Source organism: Leptospira borgpetersenii serovar Javanica (assembly GCF_003046425.1).
Taxonomy (GTDB): Bacteria; Spirochaetota; Leptospiria; order Leptospirales; family Leptospiraceae; genus Leptospira; species Leptospira borgpetersenii.
Genome location: NZ_QAJG01000011.1, coordinates 34143 through 60428 on the forward strand (window position 1 = coordinate 34143; position 26286 = coordinate 60428).

At 41.2% G+C, this 26286-nt stretch carries 26 protein-coding genes; 4 read left to right on the forward strand and 22 right to left on the reverse strand.

Going from position 1 to position 26286, the window contains the following annotated elements; translation table 11 throughout:
• Window positions 1-147: 147 nt before the first annotated feature.
• Window positions 148-648, forward strand: a complete 501-nt coding sequence (locus tag CLV95_RS10505; RefSeq protein ID WP_002728928.1) for a hypothetical protein — start codon at window positions 148-150, stop codon at window positions 646-648.
• Here CLV95_RS10505 and CLV95_RS10510 read toward each other — a convergent pair.
• From CLV95_RS10510 to CLV95_RS10595, 15 genes are all read right to left on the reverse strand, one after another.
• Window positions 629-1195, reverse strand: coding sequence for a hypothetical protein (locus tag CLV95_RS10510; RefSeq protein WP_002728911.1), 567 nt, complete (start codon window positions 1193-1195; stop codon window positions 629-631). The genes CLV95_RS10505 and CLV95_RS10510 overlap by 20 nt on opposite strands.
• 18 nt (window positions 1196-1213) lie before the next feature.
• Entirely contained in the window at window positions 1214-3025 is a 1812-nt protein-coding gene (gene htpG / locus CLV95_RS10515) for a molecular chaperone HtpG (RefSeq protein WP_002728901.1), read from the reverse strand.
• A complete protein-coding gene (locus tag CLV95_RS10520; RefSeq protein WP_170317459.1) occupies window positions 3022-4659 on the reverse strand; it encodes a BatD family protein in 1638 nt (545 codons plus the stop codon). Before CLV95_RS10520 ends, htpG begins: the two co-directional genes overlap by 4 nt.
• Window positions 4656-5354, reverse strand: a complete 699-nt coding sequence (gene batC / locus CLV95_RS10525; protein ID WP_002728897.1) for a TPR repeat-containing protein BatC — start codon at window positions 5352-5354, stop codon at window positions 4656-4658. The genes CLV95_RS10520 and batC overlap by 4 nt, the downstream gene beginning before the upstream one ends.
• A complete protein-coding gene (gene batB / locus CLV95_RS10530; RefSeq protein WP_002733368.1) occupies window positions 5351-6394 on the reverse strand; it encodes a VWA domain-containing protein BatB in 1044 nt (347 codons plus the stop codon). Before batB ends, batC begins: the two co-directional genes overlap by 4 nt.
• A complete protein-coding gene (gene batA / locus CLV95_RS10535; protein ID WP_002728926.1) occupies window positions 6391-7329 on the reverse strand; it encodes a VWA domain-containing protein BatA in 939 nt (312 codons plus the stop codon). The genes batB and batA overlap by 4 nt, the downstream gene beginning before the upstream one ends.
• Complete coding sequence (locus CLV95_RS10540; RefSeq protein WP_016762548.1) at window positions 7326-8195, reverse strand: LB_053 family protein; 870 nt, start codon at window positions 8193-8195, stop codon at window positions 7326-7328. The genes batA and CLV95_RS10540 overlap by 4 nt, the downstream gene beginning before the upstream one ends.
• Window positions 8192-9022, reverse strand: coding sequence for a DUF58 domain-containing protein (locus CLV95_RS10545; RefSeq protein WP_002733408.1), 831 nt, complete (start codon window positions 9020-9022; stop codon window positions 8192-8194). The genes CLV95_RS10540 and CLV95_RS10545 overlap by 4 nt, the downstream gene beginning before the upstream one ends.
• A 5-nt stretch (window positions 9023-9027) precedes the next feature.
• Window positions 9028-10017, reverse strand: a complete 990-nt coding sequence (locus CLV95_RS10550; RefSeq protein WP_026054823.1) for an AAA family ATPase — start codon at window positions 10015-10017, stop codon at window positions 9028-9030.
• A gap of 1173 nt (window positions 10018-11190) precedes the next feature.
• A complete protein-coding gene (locus CLV95_RS10560; RefSeq protein WP_002733441.1) occupies window positions 11191-11799 on the reverse strand; it encodes an LIC20036 family protein in 609 nt (202 codons plus the stop codon).
• 823 nt (window positions 11800-12622) lie between these two features.
• The gene (locus CLV95_RS10565; protein WP_002733488.1) at window positions 12623-13948 is read right to left on the reverse strand and encodes an LIC20035 family adhesin; all 1326 of its coding nucleotides are present in this window, start codon (window positions 13946-13948) and stop codon (window positions 12623-12625) included.
• 363 nt (window positions 13949-14311) lie between these two features.
• On the reverse strand, window positions 14312-15373 hold the full coding sequence (locus CLV95_RS10570) for a DUF1574 domain-containing protein (RefSeq protein ID WP_002728883.1): 1062 nt from the start codon (window positions 15371-15373) through the stop codon (window positions 14312-14314).
• Window positions 15374-16080: 707 nt separating this feature from the next.
• On the reverse strand, window positions 16081-16452 hold the full coding sequence (locus tag CLV95_RS10585) for a PIN domain-containing protein (protein WP_002728958.1): 372 nt from the start codon (window positions 16450-16452) through the stop codon (window positions 16081-16083).
• Window positions 16453-16514: 62 nt separating this feature from the next.
• Window positions 16515-16937, reverse strand: a complete 423-nt coding sequence (locus CLV95_RS10590; RefSeq protein WP_002728944.1) for an SRPBCC family protein — start codon at window positions 16935-16937, stop codon at window positions 16515-16517.
• Window positions 16938-16946: 9 nt separating this feature from the next.
• On the reverse strand, window positions 16947-17750 hold the full coding sequence (locus tag CLV95_RS10595; RefSeq protein ID WP_016749229.1) for an SDR family NAD(P)-dependent oxidoreductase: 804 nt from the start codon (window positions 17748-17750) through the stop codon (window positions 16947-16949).
• Window positions 17751-17962: 212 nt separating this feature from the next.
• On the opposite strand from CLV95_RS10595, the gene CLV95_RS10600 reads away from it, so the two are divergent.
• Together CLV95_RS10600 and CLV95_RS10605 are read left to right on the forward strand one after the other, a co-directional pair.
• On the forward strand, window positions 17963-18175 hold the full coding sequence (locus CLV95_RS10600) for a hypothetical protein (protein ID WP_002733328.1): 213 nt from the start codon (window positions 17963-17965) through the stop codon (window positions 18173-18175).
• Window positions 18156-18536, forward strand: a complete 381-nt coding sequence (locus CLV95_RS10605; protein ID WP_002733443.1) for a PIN domain-containing protein — start codon at window positions 18156-18158, stop codon at window positions 18534-18536. The genes CLV95_RS10600 and CLV95_RS10605 overlap by 20 nt, the downstream gene beginning before the upstream one ends.
• A gap of 149 nt (window positions 18537-18685) precedes the next feature.
• Here the strand turns inward: CLV95_RS10605 and CLV95_RS10610 are convergent, their stop codons facing one another.
• From CLV95_RS10610 to CLV95_RS10625, 4 genes are all read right to left on the reverse strand, one after another.
• Window positions 18686-19954: an NAD(P)/FAD-dependent oxidoreductase gene (locus tag CLV95_RS10610; protein WP_002733380.1), complete on the reverse strand. Its 1269-nt coding sequence runs from the start codon at window positions 19952-19954 to the stop codon at window positions 18686-18688.
• Window positions 19955-19976: 22 nt separating this feature from the next.
• On the reverse strand, window positions 19977-20528 hold the full coding sequence (locus tag CLV95_RS10615; RefSeq protein WP_002728954.1) for a low molecular weight protein-tyrosine-phosphatase: 552 nt from the start codon (window positions 20526-20528) through the stop codon (window positions 19977-19979).
• Window positions 20504-21250 carry an SDR family oxidoreductase gene (locus tag CLV95_RS10620; RefSeq protein ID WP_002728891.1) on the reverse strand — a complete coding sequence of 249 codons (747 nt, stop codon included), beginning with the start codon at window positions 21248-21250 and terminating at the stop codon, window positions 20504-20506. Before CLV95_RS10620 ends, CLV95_RS10615 begins: the two co-directional genes overlap by 25 nt.
• 209 nt (window positions 21251-21459) lie before the next feature.
• Window positions 21460-21828, reverse strand: a complete 369-nt coding sequence (locus CLV95_RS10625) for a Crp/Fnr family transcriptional regulator (protein WP_002733481.1) — start codon at window positions 21826-21828, stop codon at window positions 21460-21462.
• A gap of 96 nt (window positions 21829-21924) precedes the next feature.
• Here CLV95_RS10625 and CLV95_RS10630 point away from each other — a divergent pair, with 96 nt between their 5' ends.
• A complete protein-coding gene (locus CLV95_RS10630; RefSeq protein WP_002733370.1) occupies window positions 21925-23091 on the forward strand; it encodes an acyltransferase in 1167 nt (388 codons plus the stop codon).
• A gap of 905 nt (window positions 23092-23996) precedes the next feature.
• On the opposite strand, the gene CLV95_RS10645 is transcribed toward CLV95_RS10630, so the two are convergent.
• From CLV95_RS10645 to CLV95_RS10655, 3 genes are read right to left on the reverse strand one after another with little or no spacing between them, the layout of a single operon-like run.
• Window positions 23997-24599 carry an NADPH-dependent FMN reductase gene (locus CLV95_RS10645; RefSeq protein ID WP_002739589.1) on the reverse strand — a complete coding sequence of 201 codons (603 nt, stop codon included), beginning with the start codon at window positions 24597-24599 and terminating at the stop codon, window positions 23997-23999.
• A 25-nt stretch (window positions 24600-24624) separates the two neighbouring features.
• A complete protein-coding gene (locus CLV95_RS10650; protein ID WP_002727656.1) occupies window positions 24625-25332 on the reverse strand; it encodes a ParB/RepB/Spo0J family partition protein in 708 nt (235 codons plus the stop codon).
• Entirely contained in the window at window positions 25325-26242 is a 918-nt protein-coding gene (locus tag CLV95_RS10655; protein ID WP_002733434.1) for a ParA family protein, read from the reverse strand. The genes CLV95_RS10650 and CLV95_RS10655 overlap by 8 nt, the downstream gene beginning before the upstream one ends.
• Between the last annotated feature and the right edge of the window lie 44 nt (window positions 26243-26286).

The window sequence follows — 26286 nt, forward strand, 5'->3', positions numbered from 1 at the left end:
AGAAGGCTTGATTTCTGGATAAAGCTGTAAATGATTTTTAAGAATTTTTAATTTTCAAACTTTGTATCGAATGCATATTCTTTTATCTGGTTGTAATAATCCGATACAATTAGAAACTATCCGGATAGAACTCCACTCTTTGTTTCTATGAATTCCACTTTTGATTCCACTCCGTTTTATAAAATACTCTTCACAATCGGATTCGGCTCGATCTCATTTTTTTTTCCATTCTACCTCGTCGTCTCTAGCGAAAACAAACATCTGGATCAAGTCTACCAAAGTCTGAGAGAACCCGGTCCGACCGTTTTTGGAACCCTCACGGAATCGATTCGTATAGAGAAGCCGGGAAGAAGAGCGTATCTCGTTTCTTATAGAGTTCCCGACGAATTCGGAAAGTTATACGAAATTACAGAGCAAGTGGACGAGAATCTACATCAAAGACTTCGGGTCGGAGATAGTATAGAAGTACGTAGACAAACTTTCGAAACTTTTGGAAAAATTCAAGTTCTGGCGAGAATTAAAAAGAATTCTTTTTTCATAAACGATTTCGACTTTTTAGAAATGTTCTCGATGATGGGACTTTGTTTTTCGGGAATTCTACTCGCAACCGGACTTTATTATCGCATTTTCAAGGATCGGGTAGTTTGATAAAAAAAGGGTTTTCTTTTTGAAAGATCAACTGTACCTGATACGGTTCCATGACGTACCGCGAAGGATTCATTTCGTACGAAATATATAAGAAATACTTATCATAAATTACGATATACATATATTCCTGAAATCGAATATGTTGCATCTGATTTCGAATACCGCGCATCCAAATGGAATCAGCCAAAACCCTCTCATAACGGATGCTCGTCGCTTTGATCTGCTTGAGATAATCAGGCGACAGAGAAGGTTCCCTTCTCCTAAGTTCGAGCTTAAAGGAGCGGATTAAGTTATATTCCAGTTTCGCTTTTTCGAGGGCATCTACATCCGGGACGGTTCGGAAGTAATATTCATAGTATTCCTTATCGAGAGTGGCGGCGTTCTTTTTATGAACATCCTCAATTTCCTCCAATCCGGAGACGGGAGCCTGCACACTTTGAGCAAATAGTATATTCTTACCGAAAAGAAAAAGAACCAAAAGCAGTTGTATCCGAAGCCGATCCATAAAACGCACACTATATGTATCGGATCGACTTCGAAATTCCAAGTCTTTTTTCCGGGTTTTTTAAGGAGCGCTTAACTCTTCCAAAGTTTCCGTAGTTCGTTTTAAGTATTCGGAGAATTCGGCTTCTCCGAATATTTTAGAAGAAAGAAGGGCCATATCGTATACGGTTCGGGCCAACTTACCCGCCTTAGTCGAGGACATCCCTAAAATATTCTTCACAAGAACGGAACGAGTATTGATTACGAGAGTATGGTTCTTCAAAAGATCGAGAGGGTTTTGACTGCCCGTCATACCCATCTCACTCAGTCTGCGGAGATGTTCCGGAAGAAGAACAACCGCGGGAACTCCTTCCGCTTTGAGAGGCTCCGCTTTGATTTCAAGTCCGTCCCGCTTCAAAATCTTCTCGAAAAATTCTTTGATCCGATCCGCCTCGGTCTTATTATTCGAGTCGACAATAGAAGAAGAATGTTCCCGATCCACGACCCCGTCCGCAAGTTCCGAATCCGCCCTTTGAAATTTCATGTCCGGATTTTTAGATTCCAAAAATTGAATAAAGTGAGAATCAATTCTCGAATCGATTAAAATCGCTTCGAGTCCCTGAGATTTAAGCAAATCCATATATACGGAGGAAGTTTCCAAGGCGTAAAATATCTTTCCATTGTTCTTCTCCTTATTTTTATTCCAATAATCTTCAAGACGAACAATCTCCCCGTTAGAAGTCTTAAAGAATACAAGATCCTTTGCGGCATCGTAGAACTTGTCGTCGGTCAACATTCCGTACTTTACGAAAATTGAAATTTCGTCCCAGTTCTTTCTAAATTCCTCCTCGCTCTTTTTAAACTCCTCGTTTAAACGATCTGCGATTTTTTTTACAATATGGGCGGAGATTTTTTTCACTAAAGGATCACTTTGCAAATACGAACGGGAAACGTTCAAAGGTAGATCAGGAATGTCGATCGTTCCTTTGAGTACGGTCAAAAACTTAGGAACCAAGTCGTTGGCGTCGTCACTTACGAATACGTGATTACAGTAGAGTTTGATTCCGGATTGATTGACGTCCAGTTCGTGTTTTAATTTAGGAAAGTATAATATTCCCTGTAGACGGAACGGATAGTCCACGTTTAAATGAACGTGAAAAAGAGGTTCCCCCGAAAAAGGGAAGAGATAGTTGTAAAATTCCTCGTATTTTTCCTTAGTTACAGAAGAGGGTGCTTCGGACCACAGAGGAGTCTGTTTGTTGGCTTGCTCGTTTTTAACGTAAATCGGAACGGGTAAAAAATCGCAGTATTTACGAACTAATTCCTTGAGTTTCCATTGATCCAGGTATTCTCCGGAATCTCCGTCGAGATAAAGGGTAATTTTAGTGCCTCTTGCGGTTTTATCCGAAGAACGCAAAGAGAATTCGGTCCCGGATTCGCTTTCCCAAATTACTCCGGTAGAACCTTTTTTATACGACTTGGTTTCTACAACTACCTTTGTAGAAACCATAAAACAGGAATAAAAACCGAGCCCGAAATGTCCGATGATTTCAGGTTTAGCCCCTTCTCCTTGAAACTTTTTTACGAACTCTTCCGCGCTGGAAAACGCGATTTGATTGATATATTTTTGAACCTCTTCGGAACTCATTCCGATTCCGTTGTCTTCAATCGTGAGAATCCTTTTTTCCTGATCAAATTCAAGATCGATTCTATAATCGGTACCTCCTTCGAATTCCTCGGAGAACGCTATTTTTTTTAACTTAGTGATCGCGTCGCTTGAGTTGGATACCAGTTCTCGGATAAAAATATCTTTTTCGGAATAAAGCCATTTTTTAATAATCGGAAAAATATTTTCCGTCTCCACGGAAATTCTTCCTTTGATTTCTTCGCTCATAAATCTTTCTCCTTTATATGTTTTAAAATACGATTTGCAATACGAAGCAGTGTCCTTTTGTCCTTGAGATTCAACCGAAGTGCAAATTCCGAACAACCGGGCCCGACTCCGAAGATTTCCATAAGAAAGGAAACATCCGTCTCGGAAATCCCCTTAGAAAGCAGAAACTGTCTTAATACAAAGCCTCTTTTAGATCCCATTTGTAAGTCAAGTTCTTTTAAAATGGGAACCCCGAAGACCGGGAAAAGAATCGGGAGCGATATGAAAAAAGTTGAATCCAATTTTTGAACATAAAACCAAATTGCGACAATCACAACCGATAAAAATCCGAAAGCAAAAAACAAAATCCGGATTTTCCCCTCTTCGGAGTTCGAACTTGAAGATTCCGCACCTTTAAATTCCTTTTTCGCCTGAGCGACGTTTACCGACGGAATCTGAAGAGAAATCGTTTTGTAACTTCCGGAATCCGGATTGAAATAAACGAAATCCATCGGTTCTTGTCTCCAGACTCCGACCGTTTCCATCGGAATTCCGTATTCAAAACGAGCCACGGAATAAAAACCGTAACCGCCGGTTTTCAATTCGGTAAATTTCCAAGACTTCGACGTGTCATACAACGTGAATTCAGAAGAGCAATTCTTTTCTTCTTTGCAAGCAGCAAGAGGTTCCGTGACCGAGGAAAGATTACCTTCTCCTTCGATGACAACACTCAGATACAGTGTATCTCCCGTTTTGATCGTATTCAGGTCGTTTTCAATTTTTACGCGAGCTTTGAATTCTCCGACACCTCCGCTGAAATTCCCTTCAAATTTCGGTAGTTCCTTCACACGAATCCGACTCGGTGTCGTGGTAACGGTTTTCATATCAAAGTAAGATTGAAGTTGACCTTCCAAAGAAAACGTGGTCTTACCTAGATGAAATTCTCCGGCGCGGAGAGGAATCAAAGAATAGATTTCTTTGTTATATACTGCGATGTCGTAGATATTTCCTTCATACAAAACTTGATCGGGAACTTTTACGGCGACACCGGAAAGGACCTCACTCCGGAAATACGGAAATTGAATCGAATCGGCTGGATTTCGATCAAAGTAAGGTTTACGTACGTCCCGATAATACAATGTAAAATAACCGATGATCGGCTCTCCGATCCAGGCTTCTTTTTTACTCGTTTGAAAGATCACTTTTAAATCCGCGTTTTCAGACAAATCCTCTTCTTCAAACCGAAAGAAACGATCGAAAAAAGAACCTCCCCTCCTTACAGTTTTAGATCTTTCGAGCACTTGAATCTGAAGAGGATCGGAAACGAACTTTTTACCATTCACCTCTATACTCACAGGGGGAAGTGTAAAAACCCCTTGTCTCGAAGCCTTGATCCTGAATTTTAAAAGTCTTTTTCTAAAAACTTGAAAGTTGATGATCGTAGTGTTCTCTTCCGAACCCGCATAAAAGACGGAAATATCTCCGTTAGAAAAAGAATTCTGAGGAATCGAAGCCCTAGAGTCCATGTCCATTTCGAAAACCGCATAGGATTCCTCTCCAAGATGAAATGTGTTTCGCGTAACGTAGAATTTTGTTTCTTCCGCCGCAAGAGATCCGACCCAAAACAAAAAAGGCAAAACCCAGAATCTCTTCACCAAAAAACCTCTCTATCCTTGTTTTTCCCGCTCTTTCTACGGACCTTATTCAGATCCAAAGAATCCAAAATCCTTTTCGTTTCCTCTTCGGTGAGACGACTACCCGCAGATCCTTCCTTTTGACCTTTTTCGAGCGGTGAATTCCCACCTTTCAAGTTATCCTTACGATTTTGAGATCGGTTCTGAGAGGAAAAATCTTTCGAGTTATTAGGTCGGCTCTGGGAATTAGAATCCGGAGAATTCTGAGGCGGCATTTTACGGAGGTATTCTAAATTTTTTCTCGCCTCTTTTAAATCGGGCTTCAGCTTCAAGGCTTTGATGAATTCTTCCGCCGCCTTTTTACGGTCCCCCGTATGCATATAACCGTTTCCTAAATTGAATCTGGACTTCCACTGAACTTCGGGAGAAGAAGAGGTAGAATTAGCGGCTTTTTCGAAATGACGGATCGCCTTATCTATGTTACCCGATTTGAATTCCGCCGCACCACGATTGAATTCCAACCTGGAATCCTCCGGGAAATAAGACTCCGCTTCCTGATACATCTTCAAAGAGTCGAGATATTCCCCCTGATTGTAGTATTCCAGCCCTTCGGAAATCCGATTTCCTCCCGGATCCAATTCGATCGCGAGCAAAGAGTCGACAAAAAGAAAACAAATCAGAATCATTAAATATTCTAATATACGAATCCGTTTCATATTCCAACTTCCGATTTCCGTTTAGAAAACAGGAAAAATTCCACAAAAATCCAATCCAATAACAGAAAAAAAATCGCCATAAACAAAAATTTACCGGAACCTTCTGCACGTTCCAAATTCTTGCTTCTAGAATACAGATTCTCTTCCAAAGAAAGAATTTTCCTTTGAAAAGACGTTACGTCCGGTGGATCCGAATCCAAGGAATAAAATATCCCTCCGTTTTTATCGGCAAGTTTACGTAAAAAGGTTTGATTCATTTTAGAATGTATGATTCCGGGAGAGCTTAAGTCCGGCGTCAAAGTTCCATCCTTCAAAAGAAAACCTTTTAAACCGGAATTTTCGTCGTTATAAACGATCGGACCTCCCGCCTCCGTCCCGGCCGCCCACACTTGAAAACTGGCCGGAAAAGAAACGGGATCGGGATCGTTTTGATCCTCTCCGTCCGTCACCAGAATCAAAATTCGATTCCGAAAAACTTTTTCGGATCCAAGCAATGCATCCGCTTTCGAAAACGCCCCATCCAAATCCGTCCCCCGGTCTCCGACCATGTCCACATCCAAACCGCGCACGTAGTCCGAAAAGGCGGAAACGTCCGAAGTCATCGGGCAGTATAAAAACGGACTCCCGGCAAAGACGATCATCCCGAAGCGGTTTCCGGAAAGAGCAGGCAACATACGCAATAAAACTTCTTTGAATCTTGCTAATCGGGTAGGAGGACTATCGATTGCTTGCATGGAAAGGCTTACGTCCACGAGAAAGAGTATATCGACTCCTTTGAAAGATTCCTCCTTTTTTTCGTCCCTGGTTTCCGTTTTCAGACCGCTGAAAAAGAAACATACCAAGGTCGCAAAAATCAACAGAATTCTTACAAACACAAAACGAGTATCGGGGAAAGAGGAAGTCCTCTCCAAACCGGGATAAGAAACCCTCCATTCTTTTATTTTATAAATCAGGAATATTCTAAATATAGAATATATAATCCATACGAATATGAGAGTGAAAAATAAACTTTTTAGATAAGCCGAAAACTCGTAATTCATACGTAATACCTAAGAAAAAAAGCCCGTAGCATCAGATCCAAAAGTAAAACGGAAAGGGCTCGGTAAAGCCAAATCTCATACTCGGTTTCCCGGATTTCCCGAGGAGGAGCTTGCAATGGGTCTTTTTCAAGAGAATCGATCGAAGTAAGAACCGCTTTCATTTCTTCCGGATCTTCCGCCCGAAAAAATTTACCGCCCGTACTTGCAGAAAGCTCCCGCAGAATCTCAAAATTGATTTCGTAAGAACCGTCTTCTTTTCCGATTCCAACAGAATAGATTTTTACGCCGATATGTTCTGCAAGATCCGTCGCAGTTACAGGATCGATTTTACCAGTATTGGAAACTCCATCCGTGATGAGCACGATCACTTTAGAGCGAGCCTGAGAAGCTCTCAATCGATATGTGGAAAGTATGATCGCGTCTCCGATCGCAGTCCCTTGCTCCGCTACGGTCTCCTCTTCGATCGTTCCTAAAATTTCGTTCAGGGATTCCCGATCGCCCGTAAGAGGAGCTTGTAAATACGCCGCACCCGCAAAAACGACCAGTCCTAAACGATCGTTTTTTCTTTTATCGATAAATTTTCGAAGTAACTTTTTGGAAACGCCGAGCCTTGTCTCCGGAAGAAAATCTCGACTTCGGGACATGGAACCCGAAACATCCAAAGCGATCATGACGTCGACTCCTTTCTTTTCATCGGGAAGAAAAGTCGTTTTTTTACCGGGTCCGGCAAGAGCAACAACCACCAAACTGATCGCGATCGGGCGAAGTAGAGGCAAGAATTTTCCGAAATCCTCGAACTTGGAAAGTGCTCCTTCTCTTCTACCGGGAAATCGAACCTCCATTTTCCTTAAGTACATTTTGTTTTTGTAATATACAAACGCCCAAACCCAAACCGGAATCCAAAGGAGAAACGCATAAGGATATTCAAAACTCATTTCTTATCCCAAACCCCTCGCCAGTGTAGAAACTTTTTTTTCGCCTCTTCCTTAGATAAGAACGTATTTTCGGGTCTAAATTTTTTTTCGGTTAAATACGACCTCCAAAACTGAAGTTCTTGCTCTTCGAATGGAAACTGATCGTACAAAAAACGAAAGAGTTCCGCCTCGGTAAAAGCGGAAGTTTTTTTTCCGGAAAGGCTCGCGGATTTTTCACGGATATAACCGGATAATAACCGAGCAAAATCACGCGCAGGGACCGGCGACTGTTTCAAAAGTTCGTTCAATCGAATTTCATAGACTTCCATTTTTTCCGGAATCGGCTCCGATTGAATGATCGCGTCTATAGGTGAACTTTTGCGGGTATAGATACGATAAATATAAATTCCGAAAACGAGTAATAACACGACAAGAATAAAAAACGTGAATAAATTTCCAAGATATGGGCCCGAAAACGTCAAGGGGGGAATAATATCAGCAGGCCCCGTATCCGAATCGGGAATCGAGGATTCGATCAGAACTCGTTTTCCGGAAAATTCCTTTTTACCATTTATATCCGTCCAAGAAATCGGAACCGGATATTCCCCCGTAACATAAAAAACGAAGTCCACTGTGAGAGAGTTTTTTTTCCTTTCGGAATACAAAATTTCGAACCAAGGGATATCCGGAGAATCTTCCAAAAAATGAAGTTTTGTCTCCGGAAATTGGATGTCTTTGATTTCTCCGGCATCCCATTTTAATTCGTACCGGATTTTTTCGGCGATCAGCGCTTTTTCCGGGGCAAGGAATTCAACCGTTTTCGCGTTTAAATCCGCGCACAATATTATAATCCAAGAATATATAATAATTTGAATACTTTTTTTCATTTCGAAAAGTACCGTATCAAATCCTTGGTTTTCAACTCGTGTTCGGTCAGGTCCAGCAAAGAAGACTGAAAAAAGGAACGTAAGGATTTCAATTCGAATTCGGGAGAAAGACTCCTACCGAACAGTCCTCCGCTGGATTCCTCCGGATCGCGTGTATAAAAAAAGGATAATAAAGATTTAGGTGGATTTATTTCTAGGGGATCTCTGAATCGAATCGCGTGTAAAGAATAATGTTTTTTTAAACCGGAGTATTTCTTCAAGTTATCAATTCCGATAAAGTCGCTTAATAAAAAGACCTCCACATGTCTATGGACCCGATTTTTCAGATATTGAAAAGGGAACAACGGTTTCGATCTTTTTGGGACTAGTTTTTTATCCGAAATTTTGCGCAACACCGGCAGCAATTCATCGCGAGATTTTAAAAAATCGGTTTCCCATTCCACCTTGTCACAATAAAGAACGATTTTGACCCGATTCCCTTTTTGTACATAAAGCAAGGAAATGAGAGCAAGAACCTGGAATGCATTTTCAGCTCGGGAACATTCCCCCGTACCCCACTCCATCGAGGAAGATATATCATAGAATAAAATCGCCTGTCTTTCTTTTTCTTCGTAAAACTCCCGTACATACAATTCTCCGAAACGAGAGGTCACGTTCCAATCAATCAGTCGAGTGTCGTCTCCGAAACTATAGAGTCGGACGTCTTTAAAATCGAGCCCTCTTCCCCGTTTGGCACTTTCCGCACTCCCGACTTTTTCCTTAAATGATCGGGATTTACGCCCCAATTCAAGACTCGAAAGAACCGATAAAAATTCTTTACGGATCATAAAAATTAAGGAACCGGAGTCGCCTCCACAACAGTCCGGATCAGAGATTCCACATCCAATTCTTCCGAAATCGCCTCAAACGTGAGAAGGATCCTATGCCTTAAAATTTCCAAAAGCGAAACCTTCACATCCTCCGGAATCACGTATGTTCTTCCGTCTAGAAGCGCATTTGCTTTAGAACTTTTTAATATACTTAAGGAGGCTCTCGGAGAAGCCCCATGACGGATATACGGGATCAATTCCGGAATGGTTCGTTCTTCCGGTCTCGTATTCCGAACCAATCGAACGATGTAGGACTTGATTTTTTCCTCAATGAACACTTCGTCGAGCATAGAGGACAACCGTAGAATTTCCGCGGAAGTGATCACTTTTTTGATCTTTCCGTTCGTGGTACCCAGTTTACCGTGTTGATCCAAAATGGAAACTTCCTCTTCCAGGGTAGGATAATGGACGTTAACCTTCATGAAAAATCGATCCATCTGCGCTTCCGGCAAGGGATAAGTCCCGTCCTGATCGATCGGATTCTGGGTCGCGATTACTAAAAACGGCTTATCGAGTTTGTACGTTTTGTCCCCGATCGTGATCGTCTTTTCCTCCATACTTTCGAGAAGAGCGGATTGAACCTTTGCGGGCGCCCTATTGATCTCGTCTGCAAGAAGAACTCCGGTGAATACCGGACCCTTTCTGGTTTCAAACTCGGTGGTTTTTGGATTGAATACGACTGTTCCGACAAGATCCGCCGGTAAAAGATCGGGAGTAAACTGAATTCTTTTAAAATCCAAATCCAATGTCCTTGCAAGTGACCTTGCGAGTAATGTTTTTGCAAGTCCGGGCATTCCCTCTAAAAGGACATGACCTTGACAGATGAGACAGACTATAACGTTTCGGATAACTTCGTTTTGCCCGGTAATTTCTTTTTCCAATTCTTTTTTAAGAGTTTCCAACTTGATTCTGGCAAACTCGACGTCTTCTGCGGAAAGTGGATCTTTTTCCATAGGGTAAGAATTCGACAACCCACGATCCGCTTCAAGCGAATTCAGACCGATCGGACAAGAAGACCTTATTGATTGGATTTGACCTTCATTTCTAAAAGAGTTTGGAATCATTAGAACTTGTCCCAAAACTTCTGTAGAAATATCATCGTGAACCTTTCACAAAAATCTATAAGTTCCCACAAATTGCGTCCCTTAGGTAGTTTACCGCGCGTCCCAAATCCCGTCGGGCGCCAATAAAAGCGAGACGCCTGAGTTCACGCCGATCTGATTCTTGGACGTAAGATAGTTCTGAGTTTGGATCTCTCCCGACAATCCTCCGTGAAACAGACACGGCCCCACCCTGCAGAGCAACCCATAGGAAAACTCTGCATTGAGTTCTTCAGAGGACACATTGAGTTTCTTTGGGTGGAGGGGAAACTCAGCCGTATTGCTCCCTAAGGGTCGAAAAGCGAGGTGGTGGAAAGACTCGGGAGATTTTTCTTTATCATAAAATCATACTTTTTGCAAGTAAAAAGACTAGTTATTGTCGGAACACTTGAAAAAATGTACGTTTTTTGATCCTTACTATTTCAATCCAACTTGCGAATCGCTCTGTCGACCACGAAGGAAACGAAAGCGTCTCGCTTCTATTGGCGCTGCTCAACCAGGATTTAAAATAAACTCTAGCGATTTACGCATAAAAGATATCCAAAATCAACGGGGGATTTTGTAAAGATGCAGAAGTACTCATAAAATTACGCTTAGTCCGGAATGACTGATTTTTTTGAAGAAGATCAAACATTTTAACCCTAAATAAGTCCATTACAGCGCGACGTTCATGCATCCCGAGTAGTTAAAGTAGACGATCTCAATCGTTTGTGGAAATAGGAGAACAAAACCCAAAAAAATTTGTGATTGTAGAAAATGTAAACTACAATGGAACAAAACCTTTCTAAAAAAGGCGACGAGAAGTTTCTCGATACTCGGGCACTTACAGTATGCTTCTAAAATACTGCCCATCTTACCCGGACTTGAATTATTATACTTTAGCAATTCTATGTTGGACGCAAACCTTCCCGGTTTTTACGGACAAAAACAGGCAGTACCGTTCTTGAAGCCAAGGGGATTCTTACAAATTAAAAAGATATTCCTTTCGTGTATTTGTCGGAACACACTTTATCTCTTTCTACAAAGTCACCGCTTTGCATCCCAATTTCCGGAACTATTATTACCTCGGTATGTTCCGCTGATGGAGCGACCTTCTAAAACGCCTGTGTATTTTTGAGAAAACGGAACGTTACTCCCGATCTCCGAACACTTTATGCCGGCGCAAGACCGGACGAATTGGATTTGGTTCCCTTTCGTGAAAACTCCACTGAGAAATTCCGGCTTTCCTTTTCCCCAATTCGAAAATCTTAAAACTCCGTAGAGCTTTCCATTTTTTCCGCCGAAAAATTGAAGAGTACCTTTGTGAGGACCTACATTCAACTGGTATGTTCCCACGAAAAGTTTATCGTTTGCGGAAAGCTCGGTGGAGTCGGAAGATTTTTCTTCCGGTAAAAATTCTATCTTTTCAACCAGATCCGTCGGAATTTCCTGATCCGTGATCTTGAGAACTTTTGAATCGATCGAAATAAGAACACCTTGTGTAAAAGATCCACTATAAGTCACTTTTGCAGTTCTTTGGATATTCGAGCCGCACGTTCTCAGAAAAAAACCGAGAATAAAAAACAAAATCGCCGTGGGAATAAAAATCGTCAGATCCCGTCTCCAAAAAGATCGGGAAGAATTTTCAATGCTCATACAATATTATCGGCGGATTTGAAAAAAGACTTACTTCGAAAATAAAAACCGGAAAATGAAGACCTAATACCACAGAAACATTCCCGACGAAAATAAAATTTCCAATATATCAAATAATTTGAATATATTCCTGTCTCATAAATCGATCGGCTTTCAATGATAGAGACTTCTTTACAAAACGAATTGACTACCTCTAAAACGACGACTTACAGCGCGTCTCAAAACCTGCGGAAGAGGAATCCTTAGAAGAGTGACGCACTTTAGTTTTCTGCTTTATTAGAAGGATTAAGCTGGTAACTAAAAGCGTCTCGCTTCTATGGGCGCTCGAAGAAACTCAACGTCTCGCTTCTATGGGCGCTCGACGGGTTCTTATATAAAAATTCGATTTAAGACCTCGATTTTCGGATTTTATATTTATAGAGGTCATCTAATGGAAATAACATTCAAGATTTTAGGAATGATAAGTTATCTCAAAAATATTCTAGAATGTTCGGAATCGACATTTTAAACAAAAATAAAGTATTTTCGAGATCCTTACAGTGTAAAGTCCTGAACTTCGATCCCTAATTCCTAAAATCTACGTTTGTTTTTCCTGAACAATTTAACGTAAATTCAATATAAGGTTCTGTCCCAAAACTGGGACAGAACCTTGCAGCTTGATCTTTCTAACAAAGTAAACTGGGGTTTGGGGACACGCTGTAAGAAAGTTTGGACGAATCCAGCCTTCGCTTGCAAAGGCTGGACGGCGCTGAAACTAAAACGCCGCTCGCTATGGATCGTAACATAATAATCCCTTTCGCATCTACATTGCATTGACCTCACGTTACTTACAAGGAGGACTTTCCATTTCTCCCATTCTTTTGTTTTCGTTTCCATTTATGTAAAACATTTTACCGGAAGCGGTCGTCCAACAACCGTTCTTTCGATTCGTACCCACCATGATCGCACCTTCTCCGATTTTAGAACCGTTGTCGTCGTATTCTATCGCTTTCGATTCGCTCAAAATTTCGAAATGTTTTTTACCGTTTTTGTAAAACGTGAAAGGAATATCAGGTTTATAACTCGCCTTAAGTTCGTTCGTGGCCTCGTCTATATTCATAATCGAAAACTGAAGTTTGCCTTTTCCGATCAACTGTCCTTCTTTGTTATATGCTTCTGCGGAAGACATCATGAACTCGTTCATCATCTCGCCCTTATAAGCGGGATTCCCGTTGCTCCAGTTGAACTTCCAAACTCCCTTGCGAGTATGTTCTCTCTGACCTTCGGCAAAGATATTTCCATTTTTATAATATTCTTTCCAATAACCGGAACGGAGCGCTTTTTTCTCTTTTGGATCTTTTTCCTTTTCAGTTCCCGGCTCCAACTTCGGTTTATAACCGCCTTCCATTTGGATGGCGCCATTGTCGTAATAGGTCTTCCAGGTTCCGGTTTTCAGATCATCCTTGTAAGAGCCTTCGCTCTGAACCGTACTCCCGTCTTTGTGATAGGAAGTTTCAGCGCCCTGTTTCTGCCCGTTGGAATAATTGGAAATTTTTTTCTTAGCTCCGTTTTGTCCAGGCTCCGCGTAGTACTCGGTCCAAAGGCCGTCCTTTTGATCGTCCTTATAAGAACCTTCCTCGTCCATTAAACCTTGATTGTTTTTTTTCCAATAAGGTCCATTTTTCTTATCCGCTTTGTAACTAGTACTTTCAGTCTGAGTTCCATCTCTTTTAAATTTCTTTTCTTCACCTTCTTTCACACCAGCCACATAAGGAGTGTCACGTAGAACTTCTCCCGTTTCGTAAAGAGTTTTCCAAGAACCTTCCCTTTTATCGTCCTTGTATTCTCCCGTTCTAATGAGAATGCTAACTTTCTTTTTCGTGGAAGAGTCCTCTTTCTCCTGATATTCCTTCCAGACCCCGTTCTTTTTGAATTTTTTAATCTGATCCGGCTTCAATCCATCTAGTTGTTCCGGAGTACAGGGTTTACCACTACAATCCGTAACTACGGGACCTTCGGCTTTCATATTGAAGGTTTCCTTATATTTTTCCACACGGATATTAGGAGGTAAAATTTGAATTTCCTGATCCTTTCCTTTATTTTCCACGCCTGGAATCGTAGAACAAGAAACGGCCGCAGTCGTGATAAGAGCTAAACAAAGTTGTTTCATAATTATTCCTTGAAAGTTGACAAACTTCCCACAAACGTTAAGAGGCCGAATTTAAAAGTCAAGAAATTCCGAAATCACAACCAGATGTGAGCTTACACGTTCGATCATAACGTTTTGATATAATTCGCAAAAACGCAGAATCAATCCTAGAAGATTTTTTAAAAAGTTTATCAATTTATTGATCGAAGCAAAAAATGCAGTTTGACATCAAGCAGGTAGACGCTTGATTTTTTTTGAGATGAATTACATCAAAGGCACATCTATAAAATCTAAGATGCGGATTCTAAAATCGAATTTCTAGACGAAATCACCGTTTTCGAAACGATCGTCCTATGAAAAATCCATTATAGAAGTGCTTTTGACTTACTTTCGATCCAGATAGTAGTGAAGTAGGATGAATCGAATGAAGGGACGATAACAATCCAAGGAAATATGACCGCTATCCGCATAAGTATTGCAAGCATAGTAAGGATCCTTACTCATATCCAACAAAGGAATACCCGATTTTTCGTGCATCGGTTTTACGATTCGGAACCAGGGCTCAAGAACATTCAGCTCGTTCAAAACCTTTTCCATCGGAGCCGAAGCGCTTGGTTTTACGAACAAGGCTCTCCATTTTTTTTCCAGAAGTAAGTTTAGAATTTTTTGATAAAACTCATACTGCATCGGCGAAGGAGCGTAAGAAGGATAAATCCAACCGACCGTTTTATGGGCGGATTCTTGAATTTTGCCGAAATCCTTCTCCACATAAGCTCCCGCAGGAGAAATGGCATTCCCCTTGTCGGTTTTCAAAGTGGCGATCGTCATCGTTTTAAGCAATTCGCCGATCTCGAAATTCTCGTTCTTCAAACGTTTGATTACATTTCCAATATAAGGTTTGTTGTAACTTACACCGAAAAGAAAATTCGCAAAGTAATAATTCACGTTCTCTTTTCCCAAAGTCCAAGCATATTTCAAAATAAAGATCGGATCGAAGCTGTTCGCCAAATTTGATTTTTTGAATGTAGTACTGTTTTTATTGAATTGGAACGGATCGCTCTCGATTACGATCAAGTCGGGATTCACCCCGCCGTTTGCAAGTCCCTCTAAAAAATAAAGATAATAGGCGGGAGTCGTCACCGCGGAAGAAAGATTATAAATATCCCAATCCGGATAAAAGGCCTGAAGATCCGAGTTTTGAAAGTAGAGCATCCGAGAAGATCCCATAAGGATCATAAGCTTTTTCTTTTTTTCGGGGTTTTTGGAATATTCCCCACCGTATTTGGAAACAATCTCCCGAAGAAGTTCCTTTTTTACATCATAGTAGATATAAGTAAATTCCTGTTTTACGTAATCCCTGACTTTATCCAAAAAGAAAATTTTATCGAATAGAAATATCGCCAAAAAGAGAAGGACGGGATACCAAAGAAATGGTTTGGACTTCAAGAAATTCTCCCAATACTCAATTAAAATTTCAATTTACGGCACGTCCCAAAACCCGCAGAGCGACCCTTAAGGAGCAAACGCGACTTTAGTTTTCTGCTTTATCAGAAAGATCAAACTGGAAACTAAAATCTCGCTTCTATGGGCGCTCGACGGGATCTTATACGAATCGTTTAAATATAAATTCCGACTTCTTCCGATATACAAGAACTGTGCGAACTCCCGCACCGAACGAGTCTTTTCCAAAAATGAGGAGTTCCCACATTTCAGCGAGAGAAAAGAATATGTTTTACAAAAAAACGCAATCATCTAGAAATTCTCACATCACAAAAACATCTCACCGAATACAACACTTTTAACATATCTAAATCATCACAAGCGTTTGAGCCGTCGCTCGTACGAAAATCTTCTTCAAAAACAATCGATCCCATCTACATTTGGGAAAAACCGTTCGCAATATCTCGGCATCTTGTTTTCTAAAGAATGATCGGAAAAAAAGACTCGGGAGAATTTTCTCCATTATAAAACCGTATTTCCGCAGATCAAAAGTCATTCGTTGTGGGAATTCCTACAGAGACAAAAAACGACATGAAAACTTTGGATGTTCGTATAAGAGAGAATTTGATTTTCGAAATTTGTGATAAGAAAAGAAAGAGTCGGTAAAAACACCGACTCAGGTTCTTTGAGAAGTAGAAGATTGTCAAATGAAATCAGGCTATTACCATGTCTTTTTGAGAGAACTGTTTGCGCTTTCTTTGTAACTCCGCAAACCATTCTTCCGCGTGTTTATGATAAGCGACTAAACGTTTAACATAGACTCTTCTTTCAGGCATTAGAACTCGCCTTGCTTCAAAAATGATTTCTTCCACAATCTTCGTATGAAACGTAAAGTGACTGGAAAAAAGATTGAAGTAATCCCTCTTCGAAACTTCCCAAGGTCTGGAAGCGATGTCTGTGAAATATTGTTCTAACTGTCCGATATCATGGTCGAAGTCCGATTCGTAAGGAGAATTAACGACGGCTATCGTATCGGTGAGGTCTGTGAGGGTTTGAAAGTAAGTCTCTAATTCAGGTAGTTGCACAGGTAAAAATCACCTTTTCCTATAGGTTCATTTTACCATCTTTTTTTAGAGGCCTTACACGTTCAAGATTTTTTAAGATAATCTTTCAAATGTTTTCCTTCTTCGTCCCATCCTTCCGAAGCGGCTTCGACCCACACGTCATACTTCTCGCTTACAGGATAGCCCGAATTCGTTACAACCAACTTGGAAGAATTCTCGCTCAAAGAATGAAATTCCAATTTCAACTCAATATTACCCGCAGGATGATCTTGCCAAAGCAATACTAACTCTTTCAAAGGAATTATCTTTTTATAAATTCCGTTCGTCGTTAGATCCCCTTCCATACCGAGCTTCCACGTCCAAGCAAAGTTAGCGCCTTCCTTAGGACGGCCAGTGACCTTATCCGCAAGCCAATGGACCAGTTCTTCGTTTACGGTGACCGCATTCCAAACTCTCATCAGAGGATAGTCGAACTGAAATTCTTTTACAACGCTTCTAGTTTCCATGCTTTCCTTTTAGTGAAAATCTTTATAAAGTTTTTTGAATAAAGTTCGCTCCAAAAAAGCAGGAGCAATATTACGCAACCATTTCAAAAAGAATCCGGAACTATCCATGATGACCAGTCTCGATTCTGGATCCTCCACCGAATCGATCATCTTAGACGCAACCTCTTGTGGAGATTTGATCCTCTTACTGGAATAGTGATCTTCTTTCAAAACGTTACCGTCTCCGTCCAAACCGGATGTTCGAAGTTTCGTCTTTGTATAAGGAGGGCAAAAAATGATAAACGACAACCCTTCTTCCGAAAGTTCTATTCTTGCCGCCTCCAAAGCTGCGTGAAGTGCGGACTTAGAGGAAGAATACGCGCTTCTTCCCGGAATTCCATAAAGACCGCTCACGGTGGAGGTCGCGACCACGGAACCTCTGGCTAGTTTAATCTGCGGAAGCAATCTTTGGATAAGATAGATAGGACCGAAAAAATTGATATCGAACGTCCTGCGAAAGGTTTCGATTCTCGTTCCGTCAAAACGGGAATGTGTAGTCACTCCCGCATTTGCAAAAAGAACGTCTATACCCCGATAGTCCTTGGAAATTTTTTTGACTGCCTTATCGATTTCCTTTTCCGAACTCAAGTCGGTCGGAATATGAATCAGATTTGCAGGAAGGCTACTTTTTCGTTTTAAAAGTTCAGGCTGGGTTCTGGAAAGATTGAGAAGATTACAACGGATACGAGAAAGAGCGCCGAGGACGGCTTCTCCAATACCGGAAGAACCTCCGGTCACTACGACGGTTTTGCCTGTCCAGAACGAAGGATTCATGTTACAGAGCATTCTCGACATAAGAAAGAGGGATTCAAGAATTTTTTCAAGGGAAAGAAAACATTCCGTTGCATCCTTCCACATAGCACACTTCCCCCTTTCCTGTATCGAAAAAAACAAAAATCACGGAAAGGATTGGTTTATCAAACATTTCGATTTTTATAAACTTGATTTTAATTGACATTCGTCTGTATCCCGATACAGATCTAAGTATGATCGCTCAAACGCACGACAAACGGATCACAGCAAATCTTCCCGAAAATCTCTTAAGAGAAGCCAGACTCGTCACGGGAAAGGGTATTACCGAAACGATCGTGATGGGGCTTGAACTACTCAAAAGAAGCAGAGCTTACGACAAAGCCCAAAAACTCAAAGGAAAAATCAAAATCGATCTGGATACGAGCCGTGAGCGCGCTCGTCATTGATACTTCCAGTTTTATCAGTTACTTCAAAGTCGGAAATGAAACCATAGACGACGCCATCAAAGAAGGAAGAGCGTATCTTTCTCCGATCGTTGCCGCGGAACTTCTAAGCGGAATTCGTTCCAAATCGGACCAATTTCTGATGAAGGATTTTTTCAAAGATTTACCTCTCTGCGGAAATGAAATCGAATCCTGGTTTAAAACGGGACTACTACGATCCAAACTTTATTCCAAAGGTCTGCCCGTTTCGATCGCAGACGCACACATCTGCCAATGTGCTCTGGAATTGAACGGCCATCTTATCACCGAAGATAAAATATTCTCCAAGATCGCAAAAATAACGGAACTCAAATTGATCGGTTAACAATCTTTTTCCCGTGCAAAGAATATTAGAAAATTTGATTCTATTGTCCGAAAGTTTTAGTCGGCGTGAAACTGAAAATTGACAACCTTTCATTTTCCGTTTCGATTGAGATGTAGTAAAATTTGAAACGGTGCCCGCAAGGCTCATATTCAACCGTTGTCCGCGCTGATCTCGTCCTGAATCACCCTCGCCTCCGCGCGAAAAGCGATATAAGACCAAACCCATGTGATGAGAATCGTCACCTTATTTTTAAACCCAACTTGATAGAACAAATGAACGAAAAGCCAGGCAAACCAACCGAATAGACCTCTCATTCTCAGAACTCCCATTTGCGCCACCGCGTCCGTTCTACCAATCGTAGCCATAGACCCTTTATCAACGTAACGAAAAGATTTACGCTTTTTGTTCTTCAAGTCCCCCTGAATAAGCGCAGCGACATAACGGCCTTGTTGCATCGCAACGGGAGAAACCCCGGGTAAAGGATGCTCCAGACCTTTGGAATAATTGGCGATGTCGCCAATCACAAAAACCTCCGGATGACCTTCTATGTTACAGAACTCATCCACGATAACCCTACCGCCTCGATCCAAGGTTACGCCTAACGTGGATGCGATCGTATTAGCCTGAACTCCCGCAGCCCAGATCACAGTCTGGGTTGTAATCATCTTTTCTTCGAGCTGAACCCCGCGCTCGTTGATATCAATGACTCGGGTTCCGGTCAAAACTTCCACTCCCCTACTCTCCAACCGTTTTTTAGTAAATTCCCCCAAAGAAGGGTCGAAGGTCGTAAGTAATCTAGGAGCGGCCTCGATTAAAGTAATTTTGGACAAGGCAGGATCGATCGTATGAAATTCGTCCCGAATGATCTGATGGGAAAGTTCTGCGATGGAACCTGCCAATTCTACCCCGGTCGGTCCTCCACCGATGATTACGTAATTCAAGAGAGCTTTAACAACCTCAGGGTCTCCCGAAAGTTCGGCTTTTTCGAAGGAAATTAAAAGTTTATGACGGATCCTCAAAGCGTCCTTTAGATTTTTCAGACCGATCGTATATTTCTCCCAGTGATCGTTTCCGAAATAACTAGACTTAGCCCCAGCCGACAAAATTAGATAATCATAATTTGTTGAAGTATTTTGATAATAAACTGTTTTTGTCGCAAGATCGACTTTGGTTGCCTCTCCTAAAACCACAGTCACATTCAACCTCTCCCCTACTAAAGAACGGATTGGAATCGCAATATCCGCAGGACTTAAAACCGCGGTCGCGACCTGATAAAGAAGGGGTTGAAATAGATGATGATTCTTTTTATCGATCACCGTGATATCGAGATTGTTATTTTGGGAAAGTTTTTTAATGACTTGTAAACCCCCAAACCCTGCGCCGACGACGACTATTTTTCTTTTCCTGGTTTCACTCATTTGTGAGGAATTTCCTCCCAGATTAAGTTTTTAAATCCAGTTTTTTAGAGAGAAGAAAATCAAGAAAGTCTTCCGCTGCCTCAGAGACGATATTTTGCACTTCGTCAAAGTCTTTTAAAGTACCATAATATGGGTCGGGAACTTCGAAGTCTTTTTTGGAATCTTTTTGAAAAAACCGAAACAATTGCACCTTTTTCCTTTCTTCGTCCGAAGAAGCAAGATACAAAACATCTTTCTGATTCGACTTATCCATCGTAAGGATGTAATCGAAATCCCTAAAATCTTCTTTTCGAAATTGCCTCGCCTTGTGGGTAAGTTCGATCCCTCTTTTACGTGCGGCTTGCCTAGTCCTGGGATCCGGAAGTTCCCCGATATGATACCTGGACGTTCCGCACGAATCCACGAAAAAGGAAGATTCCAAATTTCTTTTCTGGATCAAATCCAGAAAGGCTCCTTCCGCTGCAGGAGATCTACAAATATTTCCGAGGCAAACAAACAAAACCCGAATCGACTGTTTCCCTTTTCGGTTTTGTTTTTCAAAAGGTAATTCTATTTCAGACCGATCTTCGACCATAAAAACTCGGGAATTCGTTTCATAAAATAACCAAGGAAAACCCATGGGAACCAAGGAACTGTAGCTGATAAAACTTTGTTTTCAATTCTTTTATATATTTTCCGAGCGCCTTTTTCCACCGGAACTACAAACGGACGAGATTTCATTTGATTGTTGATTGGAGTATCTATAAATCCGGGATGAATCACCGTTACCGAAACCCCATATCGTCGCACTTCTCCTCGAAGAGCTTCCATATAGGTGGAAAGTCCCGCTTTCGAGGAAGAATAACTTGCAGAACCGGGAAGACCTCTAAAAGAAGCTACCGAAGAAATCGCAGCGATTTGTCCCGATTTTTGTTTTTGAAAAATAGGCAAGGCCGCCTCTACACCTGCCATCGCTCCGATCAAATTAGTTTCAATCACCGCACGATCGGCTTCAAAACTTCTGCCTCCGAACGAAGCAGTGGTTGAGATCCCGGCATTTAAAACGATCAAATCCAAACCTCCAAGCTCCTTTGCCAACTTGGGAATGACTTTAAAATTCTGATCCGTGTCGGAAACGTCCAAAGAAGCAAATAAAATTTTACCTTTTGCACCGGAAGATTTCAGTTCGTCGGCAATTTTTTTAAGAGAATCCTTTCTTCTTGCAGTCAACGCTACGTTGGCTCCCGCCTCCGCATAAAGCCTTGCTAATTCTTTTCCAATACCCGAACTTGCACCGGTGATAAGTACATTTTTCATACGAAACAATTGAATGCAAATTATAACTTACTTCAAACATTAATTTCAAGAAAAATCCAATTTATTTCAAACCCACCTTCACCTTTCATTTTCGCTCCTCTTGCTTATATTTCCGATTTTTCAATCACTTTATGCGATCATTCCATTTTACATTTTACAGAAATAGAAGAAACAATAAACGAAGATGGCATCTTTAAAATCTTACGCACTTACTCGCAAAATTCTTCCAGTGTCGAGCCGAAAAGCTCATCGGTGTTTGCCAAACGATCGGCAAGTATTCGAACCATTTTGGCGGAAAAATCCGGATTTTTGATTAGGAACTTCTCAAGCTGTTGTTTACTCTCGATGACTGCAAGCTGGCAATCCAAAATCGCTTTTGCGGTCGCAGTCCTCGGCCTTGCACGAAACAACGCCATTTCTCCAAAAAAATCTCCTTTATTCATCACGGCAAGACGCTGGACGATATTTTTTCGCGTAAAAAAAACTTCTACAGAACCGGAAAGAATCACATACATCGCGTTATTCATCTCGCCTTCTTTAAAAACGATTCCTCCGGCAGGGATCTCCATTTTATTCATTTATTAAACCGACCTAAAAAGATTTCTTTCTTTATCAAAAAATCATCTATAGACAAATGAATACTAATTCCACTACCGAAAAAGCATATTCTTTTTATGATTTCAAACCTTTCATTAATAATAGATATATTCGGACTTTGTATACTAATTCTGGTCTGTACTCTTTCCGACACACCTTCTCAAATCCTTCTTTCCTACCCAAAAAAAGAAACTTCGGGAATCAGAAGCAAATCTGTGGATTTCATTCGAGGACTCGCCATCACCGGAATCGTTTTCATCCACGTGAATTCGTATTACCAGTATTTTGGTCCGAGAGAAAACGCTTCCGCACTGACACTGGCTCTTTCGAATTTATTCCGATTCGGAGTTCCGGCTTTCGTTCTTTCTTCCGGAATTTTTTTAAAGTTCACGAACTGGACTGATTATTGGAAGCCTAAGATCTTTTCCCTTTTGATTCCATATCTGGGTGTCAGTTTTTTGGCCGCCTGCATAAAACTACAGAGCCTTCCTAGTATAACTGAATATTTAAACGGAATTCTTTTCGGATCCTGGTGCGCTCCCTATTATTTCGTTCCTCTCTTAGTTTCCTTATATCTTATGTTTCCTTTCCTCAAACGAATCCTACTTAAGTCCGACTCCAAAAAAGTAACCTTAATCTTTTTTTTCTCGGCTCTTATCCTGAATTTTTTATCGAACCATATTTTCCGTTACTTTGAAACTCCCTTCTTAAAATCGATCGAACCCATCCTACCGACGGGTTTTCTTTTTTTCTTCACCTTCGGATTGTTAGCTGAACAATGGTTTAAAGAACCAAAAAGTTTTTTACGACTTGCCGAAGAAATTAAATCCGCTTCGTTCCCCTACTCTTTCAAAACAATCCTCTTATGTGGAATTTTTCTGTATTTAGTCGTCTTAGGCATCGTAGGATATCTCTGGAAATTCGATTCTTCTAATCACCTCATCTTTTATCCACTCGCGATGTTTGTTTTTCTTTTTCTTTGGGCGGAAGGTTCTCAGAAACAAAAGAGACATAAACGATTTATTTCCGTTTTTGCCTTTGTTGGGGAAAACAGCATGGGAATTTTTTTACTCCATCCAATACTCATCCATTGGATGCACGCCTGGGACCCTTTTTATTGGGGGACAAATTTCGCCTGGCCTCTTATTTTAATTGTCGGATTTATTAATATCGCGATCCCCCTTTTGATTTGGTTATTTTTATCGAAATTGATACGTTATATTTTTCAACACATTCGATTTTAAAAACTAAGAACCTGTCCCAAAAAATTATGAAAATCGGTTTTACTTACATTCGATAAGTTCGTAATAAACCGCCGGAGCTTCCACATTCAGAGAACTGATCACAACGTCGCAGGTAATGCCGGCTCCTACAGAAGACAGTTTTAGGGCGGATCATTCGATATAAGAAAATCTTGGCGAATCGCCCAAAAACTTCATAATTAAAATGGCTTACAACCTGAAACGCTTTCGTAAAAGCATTTCGTCTGAGCTTCTCAACTAAAATGCTGCCCACTCAGGATCTCAGTATAATGTTCCAATTCCTTCGGAATTTCCACTACAATCGTTTTTGCATTTGGCATGTCGAATTCACGTCAGATTAGTATAATTCTTGAACATAAGTCCGCTCCAAATATGATATTCTTGAATCGACGGAGTCAAGAAAGCCGGTAGCAGATCGATCGCTTCTGAACTTGAAGTATAATGCTCTCTATTATAGTCAACCCTATAATGACTTAGATCTATTCCGTGAAACAGACACCCACCCGCATTTTGAGCGGAAAGCTAAAGTCGCATTGCCCTCTACAGATCACAAAGCGAGAGCGAAGAGCGGAAAAACTCCGGTGGTTTTTCTATCAGAAAATCATACCTTTTGCAAGTAATAAGTTCCAGTCTGCTGGAACACTTAAAAAATTCCATAATTCAGGTTAACAAAACCACTTCAATCAACCGTTTCCATAAAACAGATAGAAAATTAATTTTTTGGGCAACTCTAATACCAGTTTTTGATCCTTATGATTCCAACTCAACTTGCAGATTAGTTACGATAAGTAGCGGATTCAACTCTGATTTTTGTCTGACTATTCCTCTAATTTGACAAGAAACGGTTTACAAAGGACAAACACCAAATGTACCCTTATCAACCCGCCTCACATCCCGTTTAAGAATTCTTTTTTAACCGTCACACCGGAATCACGAACGGTTTTCAAGGCCTCTCCGTAACTCACGAGAATCTTAAGGGCGAAGTCGATCCGATTTCGGATATAAGAATCTTCTTTACTGACGGACTCAGGAGCGTTTAGAACGTGTTCTACGTCCCGAACTATGATATGCTCCGGAATATAACAAAGTTTCGTGTTCTTATAACTGCTCATTCTAAGTTCGGCGATCGGATACGCGCCACCTCTGCTAGCGGAAACGGCGCTTATTAAAACCGGCTTATGGCCGAGTAAAGTCGAATTACAATAAAGAAGAAAATTTTTCAAACCAGGAGAAGCCATTCCGGAATATTCCGGCGTTACAAAAATAAAAGCGTCGGCACTTTTAAGTTCGGATTCGATCGGTCCCCAAATCCGATCCCAATCATCTCCCCCGTCCCAAAAAGTATCGTCCCATATCGGAAGCCTATGTTTACCGAGATCGAGAATCCAAGTCTGATGACCAAACATCTCAAGACGATTTCCCATCCAATTTGCGACCTTGGCTGACTGAGAAACCTTACGATGTGGACCTGCTATAACAACGAATTTCATATATTTTTTCCGTTTAAAAGCCGTATCAGTTTTTAATTCCATATTTTTTTTTCAGAGAAGAAAGTTCCCTTAGGAATTTTTCTCTCTGCTGCAAAGTAAGTCCCACTAACTGAATGGTCATTTTCGTCGGAATCGATTTTCGGGATGAAATCATTTCACCCCCCCTGCCTTCTTTTTGTTTTAAAAGTGCTTCCAGGTTTTTTACGGAAGGATCCTTCCCGGATCGAATCAAATCCTGCACCGACTTTTGATCAAGCCTCGCAATCGAACTCAGCTGCTTCACGTATCTTTCGGTAAAACCTAAAACCTTGGAAACCTCTTCGGCGGTTTTTCTTTTTTCTTTTCTTAAAAACTGAATTGCACGGCCGACTTCCCAAGGATTCAGGCTTTTACGTTTCTCATTTTCGGCAAGTGCCATTTCAAAACATCTATCTTCCGATGCGGAAGTTTCGATTGCCGTAATCGTATTCCACTTGAGAACCTTAGCCGCTTGAAACCTTCTTTCTCCCGCCACAATCTGATATTTTTTTCCCTGTTTCCTTACTACGATAGGTTCGATCAAACCTAAACGTTTCATGGATTCTACGAGATCGGAAACTTCCTCTTTTCCAAACACGCGTGGTTGAGATGGATTTGGAACTATATCCGAAACTTGTATTTCCGAGCTTGAGGATTCTTTTTCTCCGAAGGCAGTAAGAAGGTCCATACCTGCAAAATCCGAACGTTTAGCCATTTGAAATCCTCTCCATCAATTCATCCGCCAAAGAAGAAAACATCTGCATAACCTTGCTATCGTATTCCCCCAAGAGTTTTTTCTTGGCTTGGGCCTGGGGAATCGATTCTCTCCTGTAAACAACGGTATCGAAAACTTCGAAATATTTTCGGATTGCATCCGCCAATCCCGCGAGTGCGCGGGCGTCTTCGTATTGATTGAGAACGGCCCCCAAAAGATTGAGAGACGGATTCGCTTTCTTTTTTATTTTTAGAATCGTGGAGTGCAGATCCTTCAAACCTTGAACGCTAAAAGCACGAGTCTGAATCGGAATCAGAACGTGATCGGCCGCAATCAATGCGTTCTCTAAAATCAATCCAAGGGACGGAGGACAATCGATGATGATATATTTATACGTGGAGCGAATCGGCTTAAGTGCATCTTTTAAAAGTTCGAAGTCGTCCCTTTCATACGGAGTCGTAAAGTTTGCGAGATGAATGGAAGAAGGCAAAAGATCCAAACCCGGCGCGAGTTGAACCAATAGGTCTTTTGCAGGTATAGGCTCTTCGCCCCTGTAACCCAGGGAATGAAAAACCGATCTTTCCACAGAGCCGAAAAACAGCTGAGTGATGTTCGCTTGTGCGTCCCAATCCACAAGAAGCACAGGAGCCGATTTAGAAAGAGCTTCGGCCAAACAAACGGAAACGGTGGTTTTACCTTCTCCGCCCTTTTGATTGGAAACGGCGATAATCGCGGAATCATAAACGTGTTTATCGTTTTTTTGAAAATATTTTTCTATTACTTCACGTTCGAATTTTCCTTTCCCTGAAGCCGGAATCTTCCATTCCCTTACCTTGGACAAAAATTCTTCCTCGGAGAAAATTTCGAACTCCTCTAAAATCTGCCGGGTTGTTAGAGTTTTGGAACTCATGAAAAAAAGTCTCGGGGCCAGGATCGCACAAACACAATCACATT